The 17,148-nt window shown below is 51.6% G+C and carries 14 protein-coding genes; 10 read left to right on the top strand and 4 right to left on the bottom strand.

Annotation, left to right across the window (positions count from 1 at the left end; translation table 11 throughout):
- The first annotated feature begins 54 nt into the window (after positions 1 to 54).
- The 5 genes from LKE53_01040 to LKE53_01060 all read left to right on the top strand — a co-directional run bounded on the left by LKE53_01040 (position 55) and on the right by LKE53_01060 (position 4,913).
- Positions 55 to 1,089 (top strand): SufD family Fe-S cluster assembly protein, encoded by a 1,035-nt coding sequence (locus tag LKE53_01040; GenBank protein ID MCH3971350.1) that lies wholly within the window; start codon positions 55 to 57, stop codon positions 1,087 to 1,089.
- Between the two features lie 7 nt (positions 1,090 to 1,096).
- Positions 1,097 to 2,305, top strand: a complete 1,209-nt coding sequence (locus tag LKE53_01045) for a SufS family cysteine desulfurase (GenBank protein MCH3971351.1) — start codon at positions 1,097 to 1,099, stop codon at positions 2,303 to 2,305.
- The gene (locus LKE53_01050) at positions 2,295 to 2,747 is read left to right on the top strand and encodes an SUF system NifU family Fe-S cluster assembly protein (protein MCH3971352.1); all 453 of its coding nucleotides are present in this window, start codon (positions 2,295 to 2,297) and stop codon (positions 2,745 to 2,747) included. Before LKE53_01045 ends, LKE53_01050 begins: the two co-directional genes overlap by 11 nt.
- 140 nt (positions 2,748 to 2,887) lie before the next feature.
- Positions 2,888 to 3,520, top strand: a complete 633-nt coding sequence (gene udk, locus LKE53_01055; GenBank protein MCH3971353.1) for a uridine kinase — start codon at positions 2,888 to 2,890, stop codon at positions 3,518 to 3,520.
- 37 nt (positions 3,521 to 3,557) lie between these two features.
- The gene (locus tag LKE53_01060) at positions 3,558 to 4,913 is read left to right on the top strand and encodes a GH1 family beta-glucosidase (GenBank protein MCH3971354.1); all 1,356 of its coding nucleotides are present in this window, start codon (positions 3,558 to 3,560) and stop codon (positions 4,911 to 4,913) included.
- A gap of 259 nt (positions 4,914 to 5,172) precedes the next feature.
- Here LKE53_01060 and LKE53_01065 read toward each other — a convergent pair whose 3' ends face one another.
- From LKE53_01065 to LKE53_01075, 3 genes are read right to left on the bottom strand one after another with little or no spacing between them, the layout of a single operon-like run.
- On the bottom strand, positions 5,173 to 6,168 hold the full coding sequence (locus LKE53_01065; protein MCH3971355.1) for an ROK family protein: 996 nt from the start codon (positions 6,166 to 6,168) through the stop codon (positions 5,173 to 5,175).
- A 20-nt stretch (positions 6,169 to 6,188) separates the two neighbouring features.
- Positions 6,189 to 7,133: a class I mannose-6-phosphate isomerase gene (locus LKE53_01070; protein MCH3971356.1), complete on the bottom strand. Its 945-nt coding sequence runs from the start codon at positions 7,131 to 7,133 to the stop codon at positions 6,189 to 6,191.
- A 5-nt stretch (positions 7,134 to 7,138) separates the two neighbouring features.
- A complete protein-coding gene (locus LKE53_01075; protein ID MCH3971357.1) occupies positions 7,139 to 8,824 on the bottom strand; it encodes a phospho-sugar mutase in 1,686 nt (561 codons plus the stop codon).
- 252 nt (positions 8,825 to 9,076) lie between these two features.
- Between LKE53_01075 and LKE53_01080 the strand changes: the two genes are divergently transcribed.
- Positions 9,077 to 11,260 carry an alpha-galactosidase gene (locus LKE53_01080; protein ID MCH3971358.1) on the top strand — a complete coding sequence of 728 codons (2,184 nt, stop codon included), beginning with the start codon at positions 9,077 to 9,079 and terminating at the stop codon, positions 11,258 to 11,260.
- A 189-nt stretch (positions 11,261 to 11,449) separates the two neighbouring features.
- Positions 11,450 to 12,484: a LacI family DNA-binding transcriptional regulator gene (locus LKE53_01085; protein ID MCH3971359.1), complete on the top strand. Its 1,035-nt coding sequence runs from the start codon at positions 11,450 to 11,452 to the stop codon at positions 12,482 to 12,484.
- A gap of 69 nt (positions 12,485 to 12,553) precedes the next feature.
- Here the strand turns inward: LKE53_01085 and LKE53_01090 are convergent, their stop codons facing one another.
- A complete protein-coding gene (locus LKE53_01090; GenBank protein ID MCH3971360.1) occupies positions 12,554 to 13,366 on the bottom strand; it encodes a helix-turn-helix transcriptional regulator in 813 nt (270 codons plus the stop codon).
- A gap of 367 nt (positions 13,367 to 13,733) precedes the next feature.
- On the opposite strand from LKE53_01090, the gene LKE53_01095 reads away from it, so the two are divergent.
- The 3 genes from LKE53_01095 (at position 13,734) to LKE53_01105 (ending at position 17,127) form a co-directional block, all read left to right on the top strand.
- Entirely contained in the window at positions 13,734 to 15,131 is a 1,398-nt protein-coding gene (locus tag LKE53_01095; GenBank protein MCH3971361.1) for an extracellular solute-binding protein, read from the top strand.
- 90 nt (positions 15,132 to 15,221) lie between these two features.
- On the top strand, positions 15,222 to 16,208 hold the full coding sequence (locus LKE53_01100) for a sugar ABC transporter permease (GenBank protein MCH3971362.1): 987 nt from the start codon (positions 15,222 to 15,224) through the stop codon (positions 16,206 to 16,208).
- A gap of 37 nt (positions 16,209 to 16,245) precedes the next feature.
- Positions 16,246 to 17,127, top strand: a complete 882-nt coding sequence (locus tag LKE53_01105; GenBank protein ID MCH3971363.1) for a carbohydrate ABC transporter permease — start codon at positions 16,246 to 16,248, stop codon at positions 17,125 to 17,127.
- Positions 17,128 to 17,148 lie beyond the last annotated feature (21 nt).

The following is a 17,148-nucleotide window of genomic DNA, read 5'->3' on the forward strand; positions in this document are numbered from 1 at the left end:
CAGCGGCGCAGCTTGGCGCCTGCCCTGGCCGCAGGGAACCTTTGGAGGAAGACAATGGAACAGCAGCTTAAAAATATCAATACGCTTCCGGCGCTTACGTGGAACTGGCTTGATGTCAACTGCGCCTCATTTTTGGCGCAGCGCCCGCAGCAGGTAAAGCCTGTGCAGATGGCCCCGGAATTTGCAGAAATAGAGACTGGCATGGGTGCGCAGGCGGCCGACTTTGCCGCCCAGTATTGCACCGACTGCCATGTGGTAGATGTACCGGAAAATACAGAAGATAAAGAAGAAAAGACTTTTCAGTATGTGCTTTCTGCTGAAAAACCAGTCGTTGATGTCAATTTGATTCATGCCCGCAAAGGCAGCAAAGTGACTGTGCTCGAGTCCTACACAGCGGGCGATGATACGCCTTGCTTCCACGGCGGCCTGACCAAGATCTTGGCCGACGAGGGTGCTCAGGTGCGTTTGGTGCAGGTGCAGCTTTTAAGCGGAAACAGCCGTCATTTTAATGATGTTGGTATTAAGCTTGGCGACAACGCCCATGTTGAAGTGGTGCAGGCAGAGCTTGGCGCGGCACGCGCGTTTTCGGGCTGCCTTGTGCTTTTGGCCGGCTACCGCAGCAGCTTTAATGCAGACACCGTTTACTTTGGCGACGAAAAACGGAAATTGGATCTAAACTATATTGCGCGCCATACCGGCCGCAAAACAAACAGTGAAATGCACGCCGCTGGTGCCCTGCTGGGCCAGAGCGACAAAGTTTACCGCGGAACCATTGACTTCATCCGCGGCGCGGCAGGTTCGGTGGGACACGAGGCAGAGGAAACGCTGCTTTTCAGCCCGCAGGCCCGCAACCGCACAGTACCGCTGATTCTCTGCAGTGAAGAGAATGTAGACGGACAGCACGCGGCAACCATTGGCCGTATCAACGAAGCGCGCCTTTTCTACTTAAAGTCGCGCGGCCTGACCGAGGCGCAGGCAAAGCAGCTGATTATTGAGGCGCAGTTTGCGCCGGTTATCGGCAAAGTATCGGATACCGCCCTGCAGGCGGCCGTGAAAGATTACCTGGGAAGGAGAATGCAGCTTGACTGACGCAGAAATCATTGGGCAGTTTCCGCTTCTGCAAAAAAAGCAGGATGGCAAGCGGCTGGTCTACTTAGACAGCGGCGCGACTTCTCAGCGGCCGCAGGCTGTGTTGGATGCTGTAGACAATTTTTATAAAGAAGCCAATGCAAATCCGCACCGCGGGGTCTATACCCTGGGCGAGCGCGCAACAGAAGCCTATGAATCCTCCCGCAAAGAGGTCGCGGCGTTCCTGCATGCAAAGCCTGAGGAAGTCATCTTTACCCGCAATGCAACGGAAGCGCTTAACTTGATCGCCTACACATGGGGTTTGCAGAATTTAAAGCGCGGCGACCGGGTTGTGGTTTCTATTCTAGAGCATCACAGCAACCTGATTCCGTGGCAGCAGGTCTGCCGTGCGACAGGTGCAGAGCTTACATTCCTGTACACCGGCAGTGACGGCGTGATTACACAGGAAGAAATCGAAAAGAAAATTACTAAGGGTGTTAAATTAGTTGCCTGCACGCATGTTTCCAATGTACTGGGGCTTGTTTCGCCTGTACAAGCAATCAGTGTGCGCGCGCACGCGGTGGGCGCCGTGTTTGTGCTGGACGCTGCCCAAAGCGCGCCGCACCTGCCCCTGGATGTAACTAAACTTGGCGCCGATTTTCTGGCTTTTTCTGGGCATAAACTGTATGCACCGCTGGGTATCGGTGTTTTGTGGGGCCGGCAGGAACTGCTCGAAGCCATGCCGCCGTTTTTGACAGGCGGCGATATGATTGAGTCAGTGCGGGAGCAGGACGCCACTTGGGCGCCCCTGCCGCAGAAATTTGAGGCCGGCACACAAAACGCCGGCGGCGCGGTCGGTCTGGCTGCTGCAATTCGCTGGATGCAGTCCATCGGCTTTGAGGAAATTGCCCGCCGCGAACAGGACGTGTATCAATATGCCTGGCAGACACTGGCAAAACTTCCGCATATCACACTGCTCGGTACAGAAAAAGGACAGCACAGCGGTGCGATTTCCTTTACAGTAGAGGGTGCCCATCCACATGATGTTGCCACTATTTTGGACGCCGACGCGGTCTGCGTGCGCGCGGGGCACCACTGCGCACAGCCGCTGCTGCACCATTTGGGCCTGAATGCCTGCTGCCGTGCAAGCTTTGCCGTCTACAATACGCGCGCGGATGTTGACGCGCTGGCGGAAAGTTTAATGAAAGTTAGGAAGTGGTTAGGCTATGGGGCTTGAGCAGATTTATACACAGATTATTACAGAAAACAGCCGGTCTACCGAGCACCGCTATCAGGTAAAGGACCCGACCCAGGTGGTCGAGGGAGTCAACCCATCCTGCGGAGATGACATTACGCTGCAGCTGCGTGTAAAAGACGGCGTTATTGATGATGCTGCTTTTTTGGGTGATGGCTGCGCTATTTCACAGGCTTCCGCATCCATTATGATAGACCTGATTAAAGGGAAAAGCTTAAAAGAAGCACAGCATTTGTCAGAATTGTTCCTTGGCATGATTAAGGGCACTGTGACAGATGATGACCAGCTGGATGAACTGGAGGACGCACAGGCGTTCCGCGATATTTCGCACATGCCCGCGCGGGTAAAGTGTGCGGTTTTGGGCTGGCATACTCTGCAGGATGCTGTGAAAAAAGCAGACAGCGGAGAAAAGGTAAAACCGTAACGTAAAAATATTTCTATTGAATTTATTTTGTACATTTTTTGGCCGGTACAGAGAACACTTCTGCACCGGTTTTTTGTTTGTACCAAGCGGCAGAATGTGCTATACTTTTCAACAGATTGATTAAGAAAGCAGGAGAAAACATGAAGCAAACCCCGTATGTGCTTGGCGTGGCGGGTGGCACCGGCTCTGGCAAAACCACTTTGGCCAATAATCTGCTGGAGGCTTTTCCAGAAGAGGCGCTGATTCTTTCACATGACTATTACTATCTGCCGCATGCGGACCTGTCCCTGGAAGAACGCAAAAAACTGAATTACGACCACCCAAACGCGTTTGAAACCGACTTAATGATACGCGACGTAAAAAAGCTGTGTGCCTGTCAGCCGATTGACCGGCCGGTTTATTCGTTTGTCGACCATACGCGCTTGTCACAGACCGTGCACGTAGAGCCGAAGCCGCTGATTATTTTAGAGGGAATTCTGCTGTTTGAAAATGCAGATTTGCTGAACCTGATGGATATGAAAGTGTATGTCGACACCGACGCCGATATCCGCCTTATCCGCCGGCTGGAGCGCGACGTGAAAGAGCGCGGCCGCAGTTTGGATTCCGTTATTAGCCAATACATGCATACGGTAAAACCCATGCATGAGCAGTTTGTTGAACCAAGTAAGAAAAAAGCAGATATTATCATACCAGAGGGCGGCGAAAACCAGGTTGCCCTGCAGATGCTGATTGACCGGCTGGACGCGGTGCTGCACCGCTCTTCTGACCGGTAATGGGCATATAAACAAAACAAAAGGAGAGTCGATTTACATGCCGTTTCCAAAAGATTTTGTTTGGGGCACTGCCACAGCAGCCTATCAGGTAGAGGGCGCGTGGAATGAAGACGGGCGCGGGCCATCTATATGGGACGATTTCTGCCACAGTGTGCCGGGTGCGGTCTTTGGCGGGCAGACCGGCGACACAGCCTGCGACCATTACCACCATTTTCGGGAGGACGTTCAGCTGATGAAGCAGATGGGAATAAAAGCTTACCGCTTTTCCATCAGCTGGCCGCGCATACTGCCACAGGGGGTTGGGGCTGTTAATGAGGCGGGCCTCCGCTTTTACGAAGACCTTGTGGACGAACTGCTGAAAAATGGCATTACGCCCTATGCCACACTATTTCACTGGGATTACCCGACAGCGCTGTCGCGCCGGGGCGGATGGCTTAATCCGGAAAGTCCAAAGTGGTTTGCCGCGTATACCCGTGTCATTGCCGAGCGGCTGGGTGGAAAAGTAAAGCGTTTCTTTACAATCAATGAGCCACAGTGCTTTACCGGCCTTGGCTATATTACGGGGGAGCATGCTCCGGGACTTCATTGCAGCCGAAAAGATACGCTGCAAATGGCGCACAATGTGCTGCTGGCACACGGCATGGCAGTAAAAGTGCTGCGCGAAACCATTCCCGGGGTCAAGGTCGGCTATGCGCTGGCTGGCGGCAGCTTTTACCCTGTGACAGAGAGCGCCGAAGATATTGAGGCGGCGCGGCGGGCAACTTTTGCGGTGTCGGACGGCTGGTGTTTTTCTATTGGCTGGTGGAGTGACCCGGTGTTTTTGGGTCATTACCCCGAAGAGGCGGTGCGCTCTTTTGGCAGCGATATGCCGGAAGTGGGGCCGCATGATCTGGAAGTAATTTCGCAGCCGCTCGATTTTTACGGCCAGAATATCTACAACTCTGTGCCGGTAAAGGCTGGCGGGGCTGCCGGCTGGCGGGAGGTGCCGCAGCCGGCCGGCCATACGCGTACGGCTGCCGACTGGCCGGTGACGCCGGAGAGCCTTTATTGGCTGCCCAAATTCCTATATGAACGTTATCATAAGCCGATTCTCATTACAGAGAACGGCATGTCCTGCCACGATGCGGTTTCTCTGGACGGCAAAGTGCATGACCCCAACCGTGTGGATTTTCTGTACCGTTATTTAAAGCAGCTTGCGCGCTGTGTGGCAGAGGGAAATGATATCCGCGGCTACTTCCACTGGAGTCTGCTGGATAATTTCGAGTGGTCGCGCGGCTATGATGAGCGCTTTGGCCTTGTCTATGTCAATTACCAGACGCAGCAGCGCATTCCCAAAGACAGTTTTTATGCCTATCAAAAGCTGATTGCCGACAACGGCGCCGGCTTATTCTAAAAAATTCCCTGCTTTTCAATTTGAAAAGCAGGGAATTCCTATTTTTTGCGGTAAATCAGCAGAGCTTTCATCTTTGTAGTTCGATTCTGCGTTTTGTAAATCAGTGCTTTTCCCGCCTCGGTGCAGCCGGGCAAAATTTTGATCTGAGTCGCGTTTTAATAAATCAATGGTATATAGAATAGCGTCTGCACGCCGGTGGGGGGCACTTCTACAGCCAAACCGGCCGCAGAAAGTGCCTTTTCATAGAAGAACGATTCAATTAGAATTTAGAATTTCTGACGGAAGCGAGGTTCGCCGCGCCGATGATGCCCGCGTTGTTGCCAAGTGCTGCAGTGCGAATTTTGGGCAGGAAAGACGCGGACCTGCCGAATACTTCTTTGGCAACCAGTTTTTCCAAAGGATTTGTCAGGTAGGTGCCCTCTTTGCTGATGCCGCCGGAGAGCAGAACTGCTTCTGGGCGAAAGATGTTGACTGCGTTGGCAATGCCTGCAGCCAAGTATGTGGTGTACTGCTGCACAACCTGCAGCCCGGTCGGGTCGCCGCGCCGGGCCGCTAGGAAGGGAATGTGTCCGTTCATACGTGCGAGGTCCCTTTTGCACAGAGTGGCCAGCAGGGACTCCGGGTACTTTTCGGCGGCGCGCTTTGCCTGCCGAATCAGCGCCGACGCGGAAGCATAGCTTTCAAAACAGCCGCGCCGCCCGCAGGTGCAGGGTTCACCATCCATTACCAGCAGGGTGTGGCCGAATTCTGCACCGCCGGGTCCGCCGCCCTCCAGCAGTCTGCCGTCTGTTAAGATTCCGCTGCCGATACCGGTGCCAAGGGTGAGCAGCACGACATTTCGGCAGCCTTTTGCCGCACCTGCGCAGGCTTCTCCCAGCACGGCGCAGTTTGCATCGTTGCTGACAAAAAGTGGGAGCGAAAAAGTCTTTTCGAGTGTCTTGATAAGTGGAACGTCTTTCCATCCCAGGTTGTTGGAGTAAATGACGGTGCCGGTTTTTGCACTGATGATGCCCGGGCAGCCGATTCCGACCGAGAGGCACTGGCTTTCGTCGGCGCCGGCATCCTTTAAGGCAAGTCGGGCAGCTTTTGCCGTATCCTGCACAACTGCCTGCCATGGCCTTTGTGTGCAAGTGGGAACCACAGCCCGGCCGAGAATTTGATGGTCGCTGCTGACTGCTCCGGCTTTAATGCCGGTGCCGCCGATGTCAATTCCCAGGCGAATGCCGGAAAAATTCGCGTATGATTTCTGCATCATTTTATTTTACCTTTTGTACGTTATTCTGCAGCGGGCGGAACGGTGGTGCGCACGATAGTGCAGTGGCCGCTGACCGTATAAGTGCCGCTGTCTGCCGGCAAAAAGAGACTGTCGCCCTGCTCAAACGGCATTGTTTCTGTACCGCAGGTGACGCTGCCGTCTCCCTTTGTAACCAAAAGAGAGTGAAAAGTGCTGCCGTCTGTACGTGCAGTCAGCGTAGAGCCGTTTAGCTGCAGCAGGTCGGTTACAAAGGAATTGCAGCAGCCCAGATGCCCGCCAAAGTCGTAATCGGTGCGGGGCGATGTCAGCCGGGTGACATCCACCGCCTTTTGTACATGCAGCTGGCGGGGCTTGCCATCCGTGCCAAGGCGGTTGTAGTCAAACACGCGGTAGGTCACATTAGAGTTTTGCTGAATTTCTGCAATGATAATACCCTTGCCAATGGCATGGATGGTGCCGGACTCAATAAAGAAAACACTGCCGGGCTTTACCGGCGCGGCATTGAGCACTTCTGTCAGGGTGCCGTTTTGGATACGGGTGCGGAATTCGTCTTTACTGATATTCTTTTGAAAGCCGTAGTACAGAAAAGCACCCGGCTCACAGTCGACCACATACCACATTTCGGTTTTGCCAAACTGTCCCTCGTTTTTCAGGGCATAGGCGTTGTCGGGGTGTACCTGAATGGAAAGGTCGCGTTTGGCGTCAATCAGTTTGATTAAGACCGGAAAATCCTGAAAACGGGCGCAGTTTGTGCCGGCCGCCGCCGGAACAGCTTTCAGGTATTCCGGCAGGGTTTTGCCGGTGAAGGGGCCGTTGGAAACTGTGCTGGGGCCGTCCGGGTGGCAGGAAAGCTCCCATGTTTCGGCGAGAATGTCGCCGTCAAACTGTTTATGGTAATCTGTTTTCAGCTTTTGGCCGCCCCACAGGTAAGATTTGCAGGCAGGATTTAATTTGATGATTGACATTACGCTTACGCCCTCGCTTTCCCAAAGTCATTGATTATTTTCGATACTACTTTGCGGCAGGCTTCACAAGCGGCAGAGGCAGCTGCCGCTGTCTTGCCGACGGCCGCACAATACAGTTTGAGTTTTGGTTCTGTACCGGAAGGACGAATCGTTAGGCAGGTGTCGTCATCCAGTACATACTGCAGTACGTCGCTGCTTGGCAGCGCGGGGAATTGCACCGGCTTGCCGGGCGTGTGCAGGTAATCTTTTACCAGCACAATTTTGTGTCCGCAGACATCTTTCGGCGGATTTTTGCGCAGATATACCATGAAATCCTGCATAATATGGAAACCGGCTTCGCCCTCAAATGCAAAGGAATCCAGACTGTTTTTGTAAAATCCGTAGGTCTTGTAAAGGGCCTCCATGGCATCAATTAAAGACATACCCTTTGCCTGGTAATCTGCTGCCATATCGCACAGCAGCAGGCAGGCATTTACGGCGTCTTTATCGCGCACATGCGCGCCGGACAGGTAGCCGTAGCTTTCTTCAAAGCCAAAGATGTACCGGCTGACTTCACCGTCTTTTTCCAAAAGACCGATTTGCTCGCCGATATACTTAAAGCCGGTCAGCACATTGCGCAGCTCAACACCGTAATGTTTGGCGACTTTTACGGCCATTTCGGTGGTAACAATCGTTTTGACCGCGACCGGTTTTTCCGGCATGCGGCCAAGGGCGATACGGCGGCGGCAGACATAGTCGAGCAGCAGCACGCCTACTTCATTGCCGGAAAGCAGCACATAGTCGCTGCCTTTGCGTATGGCAATGCCCATGCGGTCACAGTCCGGGTCTGTTGCCAGAAGCAGGTCGGCTTTGGTTTCGCGGCAGAGCTTGATGCCCTCGGCCAGTGCCTCTGGAATTTCCGGGTTTGGATACGGGCAGGTCGGGAAGTTGCCATCCGGCTTTTCCTGACTGGGCACAACGGTGATATCCTGATATCCGGCACGCTTCAGCACGGTCGTTACCGGGACAAGGCCGGTGCCGTTAAGCGGGGAATACACCAGCTTGAGCGGGGCAGGCACTTTGGTTTCCAGGCGCTGTGCCAGTACAGCACTGTAAAAATCTTCAAATAGGCTTTGGGAAACTTCCTGTACCGTTTCGGCGCTGTCCTGTGGCAGTGGGTCAAAGTAGCCGAACGACTGAATGCAGGCGGTGATTTCTTTTGCAGCGCGGGTGGTAATTTGGCAGCCATCTGGGCCATAGGCTTTGTAGCCGTTGTATTTTGCGGGGTTGTGGCTCGCGGTAATCATGACGCCGGCACCGCAGTGCAGTTTACGTACGGCAAAGGAAAGGGCCGGGGTTGGCATCAGCTGCGGGAAAAGATAGGTCTCTATGCCGCAGGCGGCAAAGGTGCGGGCGGCTTCTTCAGCAAAGCGGCGCGACTTGATACGGCTGTCGTAAGAAATAACAGCGCGCTTTTCTGTCTGCCCTGCAAGCCACTTGGCAATGCCGCGGGTCGCGCGGCGTACGGTGTAGATGTTCATGCGGTTTGTGCCGGCGCCGATAACCCCACGCAGGCCGCCTGTGCCAAAGGCAAGGTCACGGTAAAAGCGGTCCTCTATTTCGGCCGGCTGATTTTTTACCTCGGCGAGTTCTGCGGCGATATCCGGGTCTTCTGCTGCCAGTGCTGTCCACTGTGCATAGATTGTTTCCATTTCCAAAACAATTCCTCCATTTTCCTTAAAATAAGCTTATTTAAATTAATTTACCTGAATTAATTTACTTAATTTAATCTCTAAGCAAATGGTAAATGGAATATTAGGTGCTGTCAATCATATAATATTGTTATTTATTGTATTATATTGGCTGATTGCAAAGAACCGGCTAGACAAACAAGAGAGAAATTGCTTTAATGGAAGAACGAATTTACTTAAAAATATTGGCTGAAGATAAAGGAGAATACAGACATGCAGATTCATCAGTTTTCATCGTCCCTTTACCCGCAGGCTTTTCGTCTGGACACCCCGCACAGCAGCTACGTAATGGGGATTTCCAAAGAGGGTTTGGCGGTGCACCTTTACTATGGTGCAAAACTTTCGGATACAGATATGCAGACACTTTGTGGTGCCGAGAATTCGCCGTGGTTCCCTGCGACACCCGGCGAGACTCTGCTAGATCATGTGCCGCTGGAGTATTCCGGGGCGGGCATGGCTGACCTGCGCCCGGCAGCGCTGAGCGTTTTGTGGGAAGACGGCGACAATATCGCTGACCTGCGTTTCACCGGCTGCCGGATTTTTGCCGGTAAACCGTCGCCGCGTGGTCTGCCGCATGTTTACGTTGAGCAGGACAAAGAGGCCCAGACATTGCTGGTGACTTTGGCAGATGAGAAAGGCTTGAAAGCAGACCTGTACTACACAGTCTTTGCTCAAAATGATGCACTTGTGCGCCGGGCGGTTTTGAGAAATGACAGCAGCCAGTCGGTTTCCCTGCAACGGGTCATGAGCGCGAGCACCGATTTTCCCGACAGCAGCATGCAGATGGTGCATCTTTACGGGAAGTGGGCACGGGAACTTCAGGCAGAGCGCATACCGCTGGGGCACTGTGAGCAGCGCATTGGCAGCTTCTGTGGTGCCTCCAGTCACCAGCACAACCCCTTTGCGGCGCTTGTTTCGCCGGACTGTACCGAAACCGCAGGCGAAGCGTACGGTTTCAGTTTTCTGTACAGCGGAAACTTCTGCATTGAGGCCAATGTAGATGCCGGCGAGCGGTTGCGTGTCAATGTCGGTCTTTCTGACCGCGCTTTTTCCTGGAAGCTGGCTCCGGGCGAGTCTTTTGATACGCCTGAGGCAGTGTTGGTTTATTCCGGTGCCGGTCTGGGGCAGATGTCGCGCACCTATCAGCAGCTGTACCGCAGCCGTGTCTGCCGGGGTGTTTGGCGGGACTGCCCGCGCCCGGTGCTGCTGAATACCTGGGAAAGTTTTTACTTTAATTTCGACCGCAGCAAACTTCTGCACTTGGCAAAATCCGCTGCCGGTGCAGGGGTGGAGCTGTTTGTAATCGATGACGGCTGGTTTGGTCACCGCGCAGATACCAGCAGCTCCCTGGGTGACTGGACCCCATGGGAAGAAAAACTTGGCTGCACGCTGCCGCAGCTGGCAGCGGATATCAATAAAATGGGCATGGGCCTTGGCTTGTGGGTAGAGCCTGAAATGGTTTCACCAGACAGCGACCTTTACCGTGCGCATCCGGACTGGGCGCTGTGCCGTCCCGGGCGCAAGGCAACTTTGGCCCGCTCACAGCTGATTCTGGATCTTTCCCGCACAGAAGTGCAGGATTACTTGATCGATGCAATGTCAAAACTGTTTTCCAGTGCACCGATTGCCTATATTAAATGGGATATGAACCGGAATATGGCAGAAACCGGCTCCTTTTCCGACCGGAAGATCAGTGCAGGCGCTCTGATGCACCGCTATATGCTGGGCCTGTATCGTGTCTTAGAGACTTTGACTTCCCGCTTTCCAAAGATTCTGTTTGAAAGTTGTGCCAGCGGCGGCGGCCGCTTTGATGCGGGCATGCTCTATTACATGCCGCAGACCTGGGTCAGCGACAATAGCGATGCGATTCAGCGGCTGAATATCCAGGGTGGCGCTTCTCTGGTTTACCCCACTACGATGATGAGCTGTCACGTTTCTGCTTCTCCCAACGAGCAGGTTGGGCGCAGCACATCGCTCGACACCCGCTGGAACATTGCAGCGCTGGGCGGCGGCTTTGGCTATGAACTGGACCTGACCCGCCTGCCCAAAGCTGACATGGAAGAGATTACCCGCCAGATTGCCGCCTATAAGTGCGAGCGGCAAAGCCTCTTTTCCAGCCAGTTTTACCGTCTTTCCGCGCCGGGAAACACAGCTGCTTTTGAGCAGATTTCTGCTGATGGCCGGCGGATCGTCGTTACCTGCTGCCGCAGGCTTTACGATGCAAAGAACGAGCCGCTTTGGCTGCGCCTGCAGGGCTTGCAGCCGCAGGCAGAATACCAAAATGTCAGCACCAAAGAAAACAGCAGCGGCGCTGCACTGATGAGCAAAGGCGTGCGCCTGCATTTGCTGTCAAAGGATTTTTCCAGTGTGCGCATTGTGCTGGAAATTAATTCTTAATCGTTTTCATTCAAATGACCGCCTGACAGAAATTTCTTCTGTCAAGCGGTCTATTTTTATAGAAATAGATTGACTTTTTAAGTTCTCCTAGGTACAATAAACTTAATAAGTTGAAAAAGTAAACAAAATTAGCTAATAGATAATCTGGCAGTCAATAGATTACTGCTAACTAAGGGAGGAGGAAGAAGAATGCCGAAAGCAGTTCGCATGGTAGATATTGCGAAGCGGGTCGGGGTAAGCACCGTTACGGTTTCCAAAGCTTTGGCTGACAAAGAGGGCGTCAGCGACGAAATTCGGGAGCGTATCAAAGAGACCGCCCAGCAGATGGGCTATCAGATGGTGCCTGCCTCACGTAAAAGCCGCCAAAGCGGTACCGGAAATATCGGCATCGTTGTTCCGGCACGCTTTATCAACTACAGCACAAATTCATTTTACTGGGAAATGTACGAAAAAGCGGTCAATCGCCTAATGACCAGTGATTATTACGGTATTTTAGAGCTGCTGGCAGAGGACTCTGAGCGCAACCTGATTTTGCCGCGTGTTTTGCAGGACAACAAAATTGACGGCCTGATTGTAATAGGGCAGCTCAGCCGCGCGTACCGCGCCATGCTGCAGAAAAAGATGCTGGTGCCCACCGTTTTCTTGGATTCCTATGATGCCTATGGCGGCGGATACTCTGTCATTTCTGATGGCTATTACGGGATGTATGCTGTTACCAACTATGTGCTTTCCATGGGCCACCGAAACATTCACTTTTTGGGGGATATTAACGCGACCAGCAGCATTTGCGACCGCTACTTTGGCTACTGCCGCGCAATGATGGAGCACAATATTCCGGTTACGCCGGATATGATTCTTTCGGACCGCGACCAAAGCGGGCAAATCGGCTTTGCTCTGCCGGAAAAGCTGCCTACGGCTTATGTGTGCAACTGCGATGTATCTGCTTTTGAGCTGATTAATCGTTTAGAGGATCGCGGCCTGCATGTGCCGCAGGACGTTTCAGTAGCGGGCTTCGATAATTACAGTGTACCGTATATTTCCATGCCCAATATCACGACCTATGCCGTGGATATGTCCGGTATGGCGCGTGCCTGCGTCGACGGCCTGCTGCATCAGATTCGGCATAAGCATTTCAGCACCGGTATTAAAATTATCAGCGGGCGCATTGTTGTGCGCGGCAGTGTCAAAAAACTGGATTCCGCTGAACCTCAGGACCCCGCTTAGGTTTTCTGATTTTTATGACCATAAAGAAAGCGCAGGCTTATCGATTGCCTGCGCTTTTTGTTTTGCACGCTATACTGATTTCTTTTGTTCTTCCTGACTTGAAAAATGTGCCCGGTATGCGAGCGGAGACATACCCATCCGGCTTTTAAAAAGGCGGATAAAGTAAGAGGCATTTTCTACGCCCACAGCCAAGCCGATATCCAGCACACTGCGGTTGGTTGTGCGCAGCAGATGACAGGCTTCCTGTACCCGCACGGATAAAAGGTACTCAAAAGGGGAAAGACCATAATAAACTTTAAAGTCTTTGTCCAGTTTATACTTATTCCAGTGCAGCTCCTTTGAAAGAGAATCCAGCGTCAGCCTTTCGGCATAGCGGGTTTCTAGGATTTGATGCAGCAGCTGAATGGAAGCGGGCGGCAGCATGCCGTCCGGCAGAAGGGGCTGCATTTCTCTTTGCAGGGCGTCAAGCAGGGCTTGCAGTATTTGGCTTTCCTGTGGGCAGGGCAGCTGGCAGAGCATGCGGGAAAAATCAGCAAAAACCGTGCTGCTGCTTTTTGGGACAAAGACAGAGGGCGCAGCTGACGTCGGCAGAGGGCAGCTTTCCCCTTCGGCTAAAAGCCCAGCGAATGCCAGCGGCTTGTTCAAAGCAAAAAGCGTGGGGGTCTGTCCCGCACGAATGCAGATGAGGCTTTCTTTAGGTAGGTGCCAGGTCCTGCGGCACTCCTCTAAACGGGCTTCGTCGGCAATGCAGTAAAAAGCGGCTGCCATACGGTAGGGGCAGCTGAGCAGCAGGCTGTGCGGCACAGTGCCCTGCATGCCGCCCCGAAAATGCAGAGTCTGCTCTTTCTGCGGGATGTGATGCGCTGCAGTTTTACTTTCCATAATGCTCGATTCCCCCCCTTTTTGTGCAAAATTTTATTGCTATTATGTATTATAACACTTCTGTAGAAAATAAATAGAATTCGCAAAAAGAAACGAATACTTTTTTACAGGCGCCAAAAGAGATAAAGTAACAAAAATAGAAATAATTTAGCTAATCATACATAGCGTTTGCTTAATAAATTGATTGCATATTAGAATATTCACTATATGTATCAAACAAGATATTAAAAAAACATTAATAATATATAAATGAACCAATATAATGATATTGAAACCAATATAATGTAGTGACAGAATAAAGTAAATGAGATATTATTTAGCTAAAGTTAATTCATACATATTAGCTTAAAAATGGGAGGTAGCAAAAATGAAAAGTGTACAAAAAGTTCTGAGCGTTGTATTGGCCGGCGCGATGATCGCGGCTTCTGCAACGGCGTGCGGTTCTTCTAGCAGCAGCACTGCAGCCGCCAGTGGTACCGGCACCAGCAGCAGTTCCTCCGACTACTTAAACCTGAAAGTGGGCGAGAGCAACAAGGACATCAAGGCTGACTTGAAAGTCCTGACCAACCGTACCGACATTGTCGATACGAAACTCAAGCAGTATGCTGCTGAGTTTAAAAAGCTTTACCCAAATGTGAACATTAAGTTTGAGGGCGTTACCAACTACGCCGACGATGTGACAACCCGCCTGAGCACGAAAGACTGGGGCGATATCTGCAAGATCCCGAGCTCCGTCGATAAGAATGAATTTGCCGATCACTTCATTTCCTATGGCTCTACAGACGAGCTTGGCAAAAAATACCGCTTTGTAACCGATAAATCCTATGACGGCCAGTGCTACGGCATTGCTTCTGTCGGCAACGCACAGGGCATTGTTTATAACAAAAAGGTCTTTAAGGAAGCCGGCATTACCACCATGCCAAAGACCCCGGACGAATTCATCAAAGACCTGCAGACCATTAAGACAAAGACAAGCGGAAAAGTCATTCCGCTGTACACCAACTTTGCTGCAAAGTGGACCATGGGCGCATGGGATTCCTACATCGGTGTCAACGCCACTGGCGATGCAACCTTTATGAACCAGAAACTTGCTGAGACAAAGAATCCATTTGCAAAGGCTTCCTTTACAGAAGGCACCGGCCCATATGCGGTTTACAACATTCTGTACACAGCTGTAAAAGATAAGCTGACAGAAAGCGACCCAACCACAACCGACTGGGAAAGCAGCAAGACAAAACTGAACAACGGTCAGATCGCTACCATGGTCCTGGGCTCTTGGGCAGTCAACCAGTGCAAGACAAGCGGCAAAACACCTGATGACGTTGGCTACATGCCTTTCCCGATTACTGTAAATGGCAAGCAGTACACCTCTATCGGCAATGATTACTGCTATGGTATCAACAAGAACGCTACCAAAGACAACCAGACCGCTTCCCTGCTCTTCGTTAAGTGGATTACCGAAAAATCCAACTATGCTTACAACGAGGGCTGCATCCCGATCGTAAAGACCGATAAGCTGCCGTCCATCCTCTCTGAAATCGAAAAGACAACCATGCTGGAAGATACACCTGCTGTAAAGGGTAAGGAAGACGAGTTTACACAGGTCAACAGAGACTCCGAACTTAGCCTGAAAGACGACAACAAGCATGTACAGGATATTGTCGAAGCTGCACAGAAGGGCTCTAAGACCCTTGACCAGATTGTTTCTGACTGGAACACAAAGTGGTCTGATGCACAGAAAAATGACAATATTGAAGTAAAGTAAGATCTCGTTAAGCAAACCGTACAAAAAACGGCTTAGCCAGGCGGCCGGCGCTGGTGCGCCGGCCGCTGTTTTGTAGAAGGAGGATTTCCAATGAAACAAACAGGTAAAAAACAGGCGCCTGTACACACGACGAGTCTGCGCAGTATTCGTGGGCAGCAGCGGTTGGTTACTGTGCTGTTTATGATCGTTCCGCTTTTCCTGCTGATCCTTTTTACTTACCTTCCATTTGCTAAAATGATTCAGTTCAGCTTTTTCAACATGAAATACACCGGCACACGCAGATTTATCGGCTGGCAGAACTACATTTCCGTATTTACCCGCTCTGATATTTTCCCGGCCTTAAAGCTCAGCTTGTTTTACATGGCCGGCGCGGTGATTCAGATGGCACTGGCTCTGTTCTTTGCCACCATGCTTACCGGCAAGCTGAAAGGCGGTGCATTCTTTAAGGGCGCACTTTTCTTCCCGTACCTCATCTGCGGCATTGCAGTGGGCTACATTTTTAAATTCTTCTTTACACACGGCTTTGTGCTGGATACCCTGCTGACCAGTGTCGGCTTTAAGCTGCAGAACCTGCCGTATTGGTTAAAAGATACGCGCATAAACAACATTATGCTGGCGGGCACTTCCGTTTGGCGATATTTGGGGCAAAATATGATTATGTTCATCGGCGCCATGATGTCGGTGGACGAAGATGTGTACGAAGCGGCAATGATCGACGGCGCCAATGCTTGGCAGAAATTCTGGTCGATTACAATGCCTGGCATTAAGACCATGGTTGTCTTAAACCTGATTCTTTCTATCAGTGGCTCTTTGAGCGCTTTTGAACCGCCTTACGTTATTACCAATGGTACTTTTGGCACCGGTACTTACTTTGTCGTCATGGACCGTATTGCCCACGTCAACCTGAAAGTTGGTTTGGCTTCTGCCATGGCGGTTGTGCTGATGATTCTAATCATTTTGGTCACCGTCCTGCAAAAAGTGGTCTCGCACCTGATGCTGGATGAAGACGAAACCGGACATACCTACCGTGAGCGCCGCGCCGAAAAGAAGCGCCAGGCCGCCCAGGCAGCAAAGTGAGGGGGAATTTTCAATGGCAGCTTTAGATAAAACAATGATGTCGCCCGCAGAGAAGAAAGCAGAACAAAAAGCAGAGCACCCCGGCCGCGGCAGAAAAATCGTTATTCGCATCTTAGAGTATGCAGCGCTGATTTTCGCGGCGTTTTGGGCACTGATTCCGGTCGTTTCCTGTGTTATCACAGCATTTAAAACACCGGATGAATACGCCAATACCAATGTAATGACACTGCCCAAGAGCTGGCTTTACTTCACCAACTTTCAGGGCGCATGGGAAAAGGCAAATATGGGCCTGTCCTTTGTCAACTCTTTCCTGATTTTGGCGGTCGTGCTGGTCTGCTGCATTCTCATCAGCTCAATGCTGGCGTTTGTGCTCAACCGCTTTAAGTTCCGCGGCAATGGCCTTATTCGCAACCTGTTCCTGTTTGCATCGCTGGTTCCCGGCATTGCCATGCAGGTTACCGTTTATCAGATTATGTACAAATTGGGCTTAATCAACAGCCTGCCCGGCTACATGCTGCTGCTGATGGGTACCGATGTTATCTCCATTTATATCTTCTTGCAGTTCTTTGAAAACCTGTCCGTTTCGCTGGATGAATCGGCGATTCTGGACGGCTGCACGTACTTCGGTGTATTCTTTAAAATTCTGCTGCCGCTTTTGAAACCAGCAATCGTCACGGTTTTGATTCTGAAAGGTGTCAGTACCTACAACGAATACTACATGGCAAACCTGTACCTGCAGGACAAGACCGTTTACCCGGTTGTGTCTACCTGCCTGTACACATTCTCCGGCCCAATGGGTACCCAGTACAACTTCATCTGCGCCGGCGTTCTGATTACTGTTATCCCGATTCTGATTATCTTCCTGATTTTCCAGAAGCAGGTGTACCGCGGCCTTGCTGCCGGTGCTGTAAAGGGATAATGTCTTAACGGAGGAATTTAT

The sequence above is a fragment of the Oscillospiraceae bacterium genome, assembly GCA_022483045.1.
GTDB lineage: Bacteria > Bacillota > Clostridia > Oscillospirales > Acutalibacteraceae > Caproicibacterium.

Coding starts and splice junctions, on each gene's coding strand:
- LKE53_01100 (MCH3971362.1), top strand. CDS start 15,222: ATGAAACAAACAGGTAAAAAACAGGCGCCTGTACACACGACGAGTCTG.
- LKE53_01095 (MCH3971361.1), top strand. CDS start 13,734: ATGAAAAGTGTACAAAAAGTTCTGAGCGTTGTATTGGCCGGCGCGATG.
- LKE53_01105 (MCH3971363.1), top strand. CDS start 16,246: ATGTCGCCCGCAGAGAAGAAAGCAGAACAAAAAGCAGAGCACCCCGGC.
- LKE53_01060 (MCH3971354.1), top strand. CDS start 3,558: ATGCCGTTTCCAAAAGATTTTGTTTGGGGCACTGCCACAGCAGCCTAT.
- LKE53_01090 (MCH3971360.1), bottom strand. CDS start 13,366: ATGGAAAGTAAAACTGCAGCGCATCACATCCCGCAGAAAGAGCAGACT.
- LKE53_01075 (MCH3971357.1), bottom strand. CDS start 8,824: ATGGAAACAATCTATGCACAGTGGACAGCACTGGCAGCAGAAGACCCG.
- LKE53_01040 (MCH3971350.1), top strand. CDS start 55: ATGGAACAGCAGCTTAAAAATATCAATACGCTTCCGGCGCTTACGTGG.
- LKE53_01050 (MCH3971352.1), top strand. CDS start 2,295: ATGGGGCTTGAGCAGATTTATACACAGATTATTACAGAAAACAGCCGG.
- udk (MCH3971353.1), top strand. CDS start 2,888: ATGAAGCAAACCCCGTATGTGCTTGGCGTGGCGGGTGGCACCGGCTCT.
- LKE53_01070 (MCH3971356.1), bottom strand. CDS start 7,133: ATGTCAATCATCAAATTAAATCCTGCCTGCAAATCTTACCTGTGGGGC.
- LKE53_01080 (MCH3971358.1), top strand. CDS start 9,077: ATGCAGATTCATCAGTTTTCATCGTCCCTTTACCCGCAGGCTTTTCGT.
- LKE53_01065 (MCH3971355.1), bottom strand. CDS start 6,168: ATGATGCAGAAATCATACGCGAATTTTTCCGGCATTCGCCTGGGAATT.
- LKE53_01085 (MCH3971359.1), top strand. CDS start 11,450: ATGCCGAAAGCAGTTCGCATGGTAGATATTGCGAAGCGGGTCGGGGTA.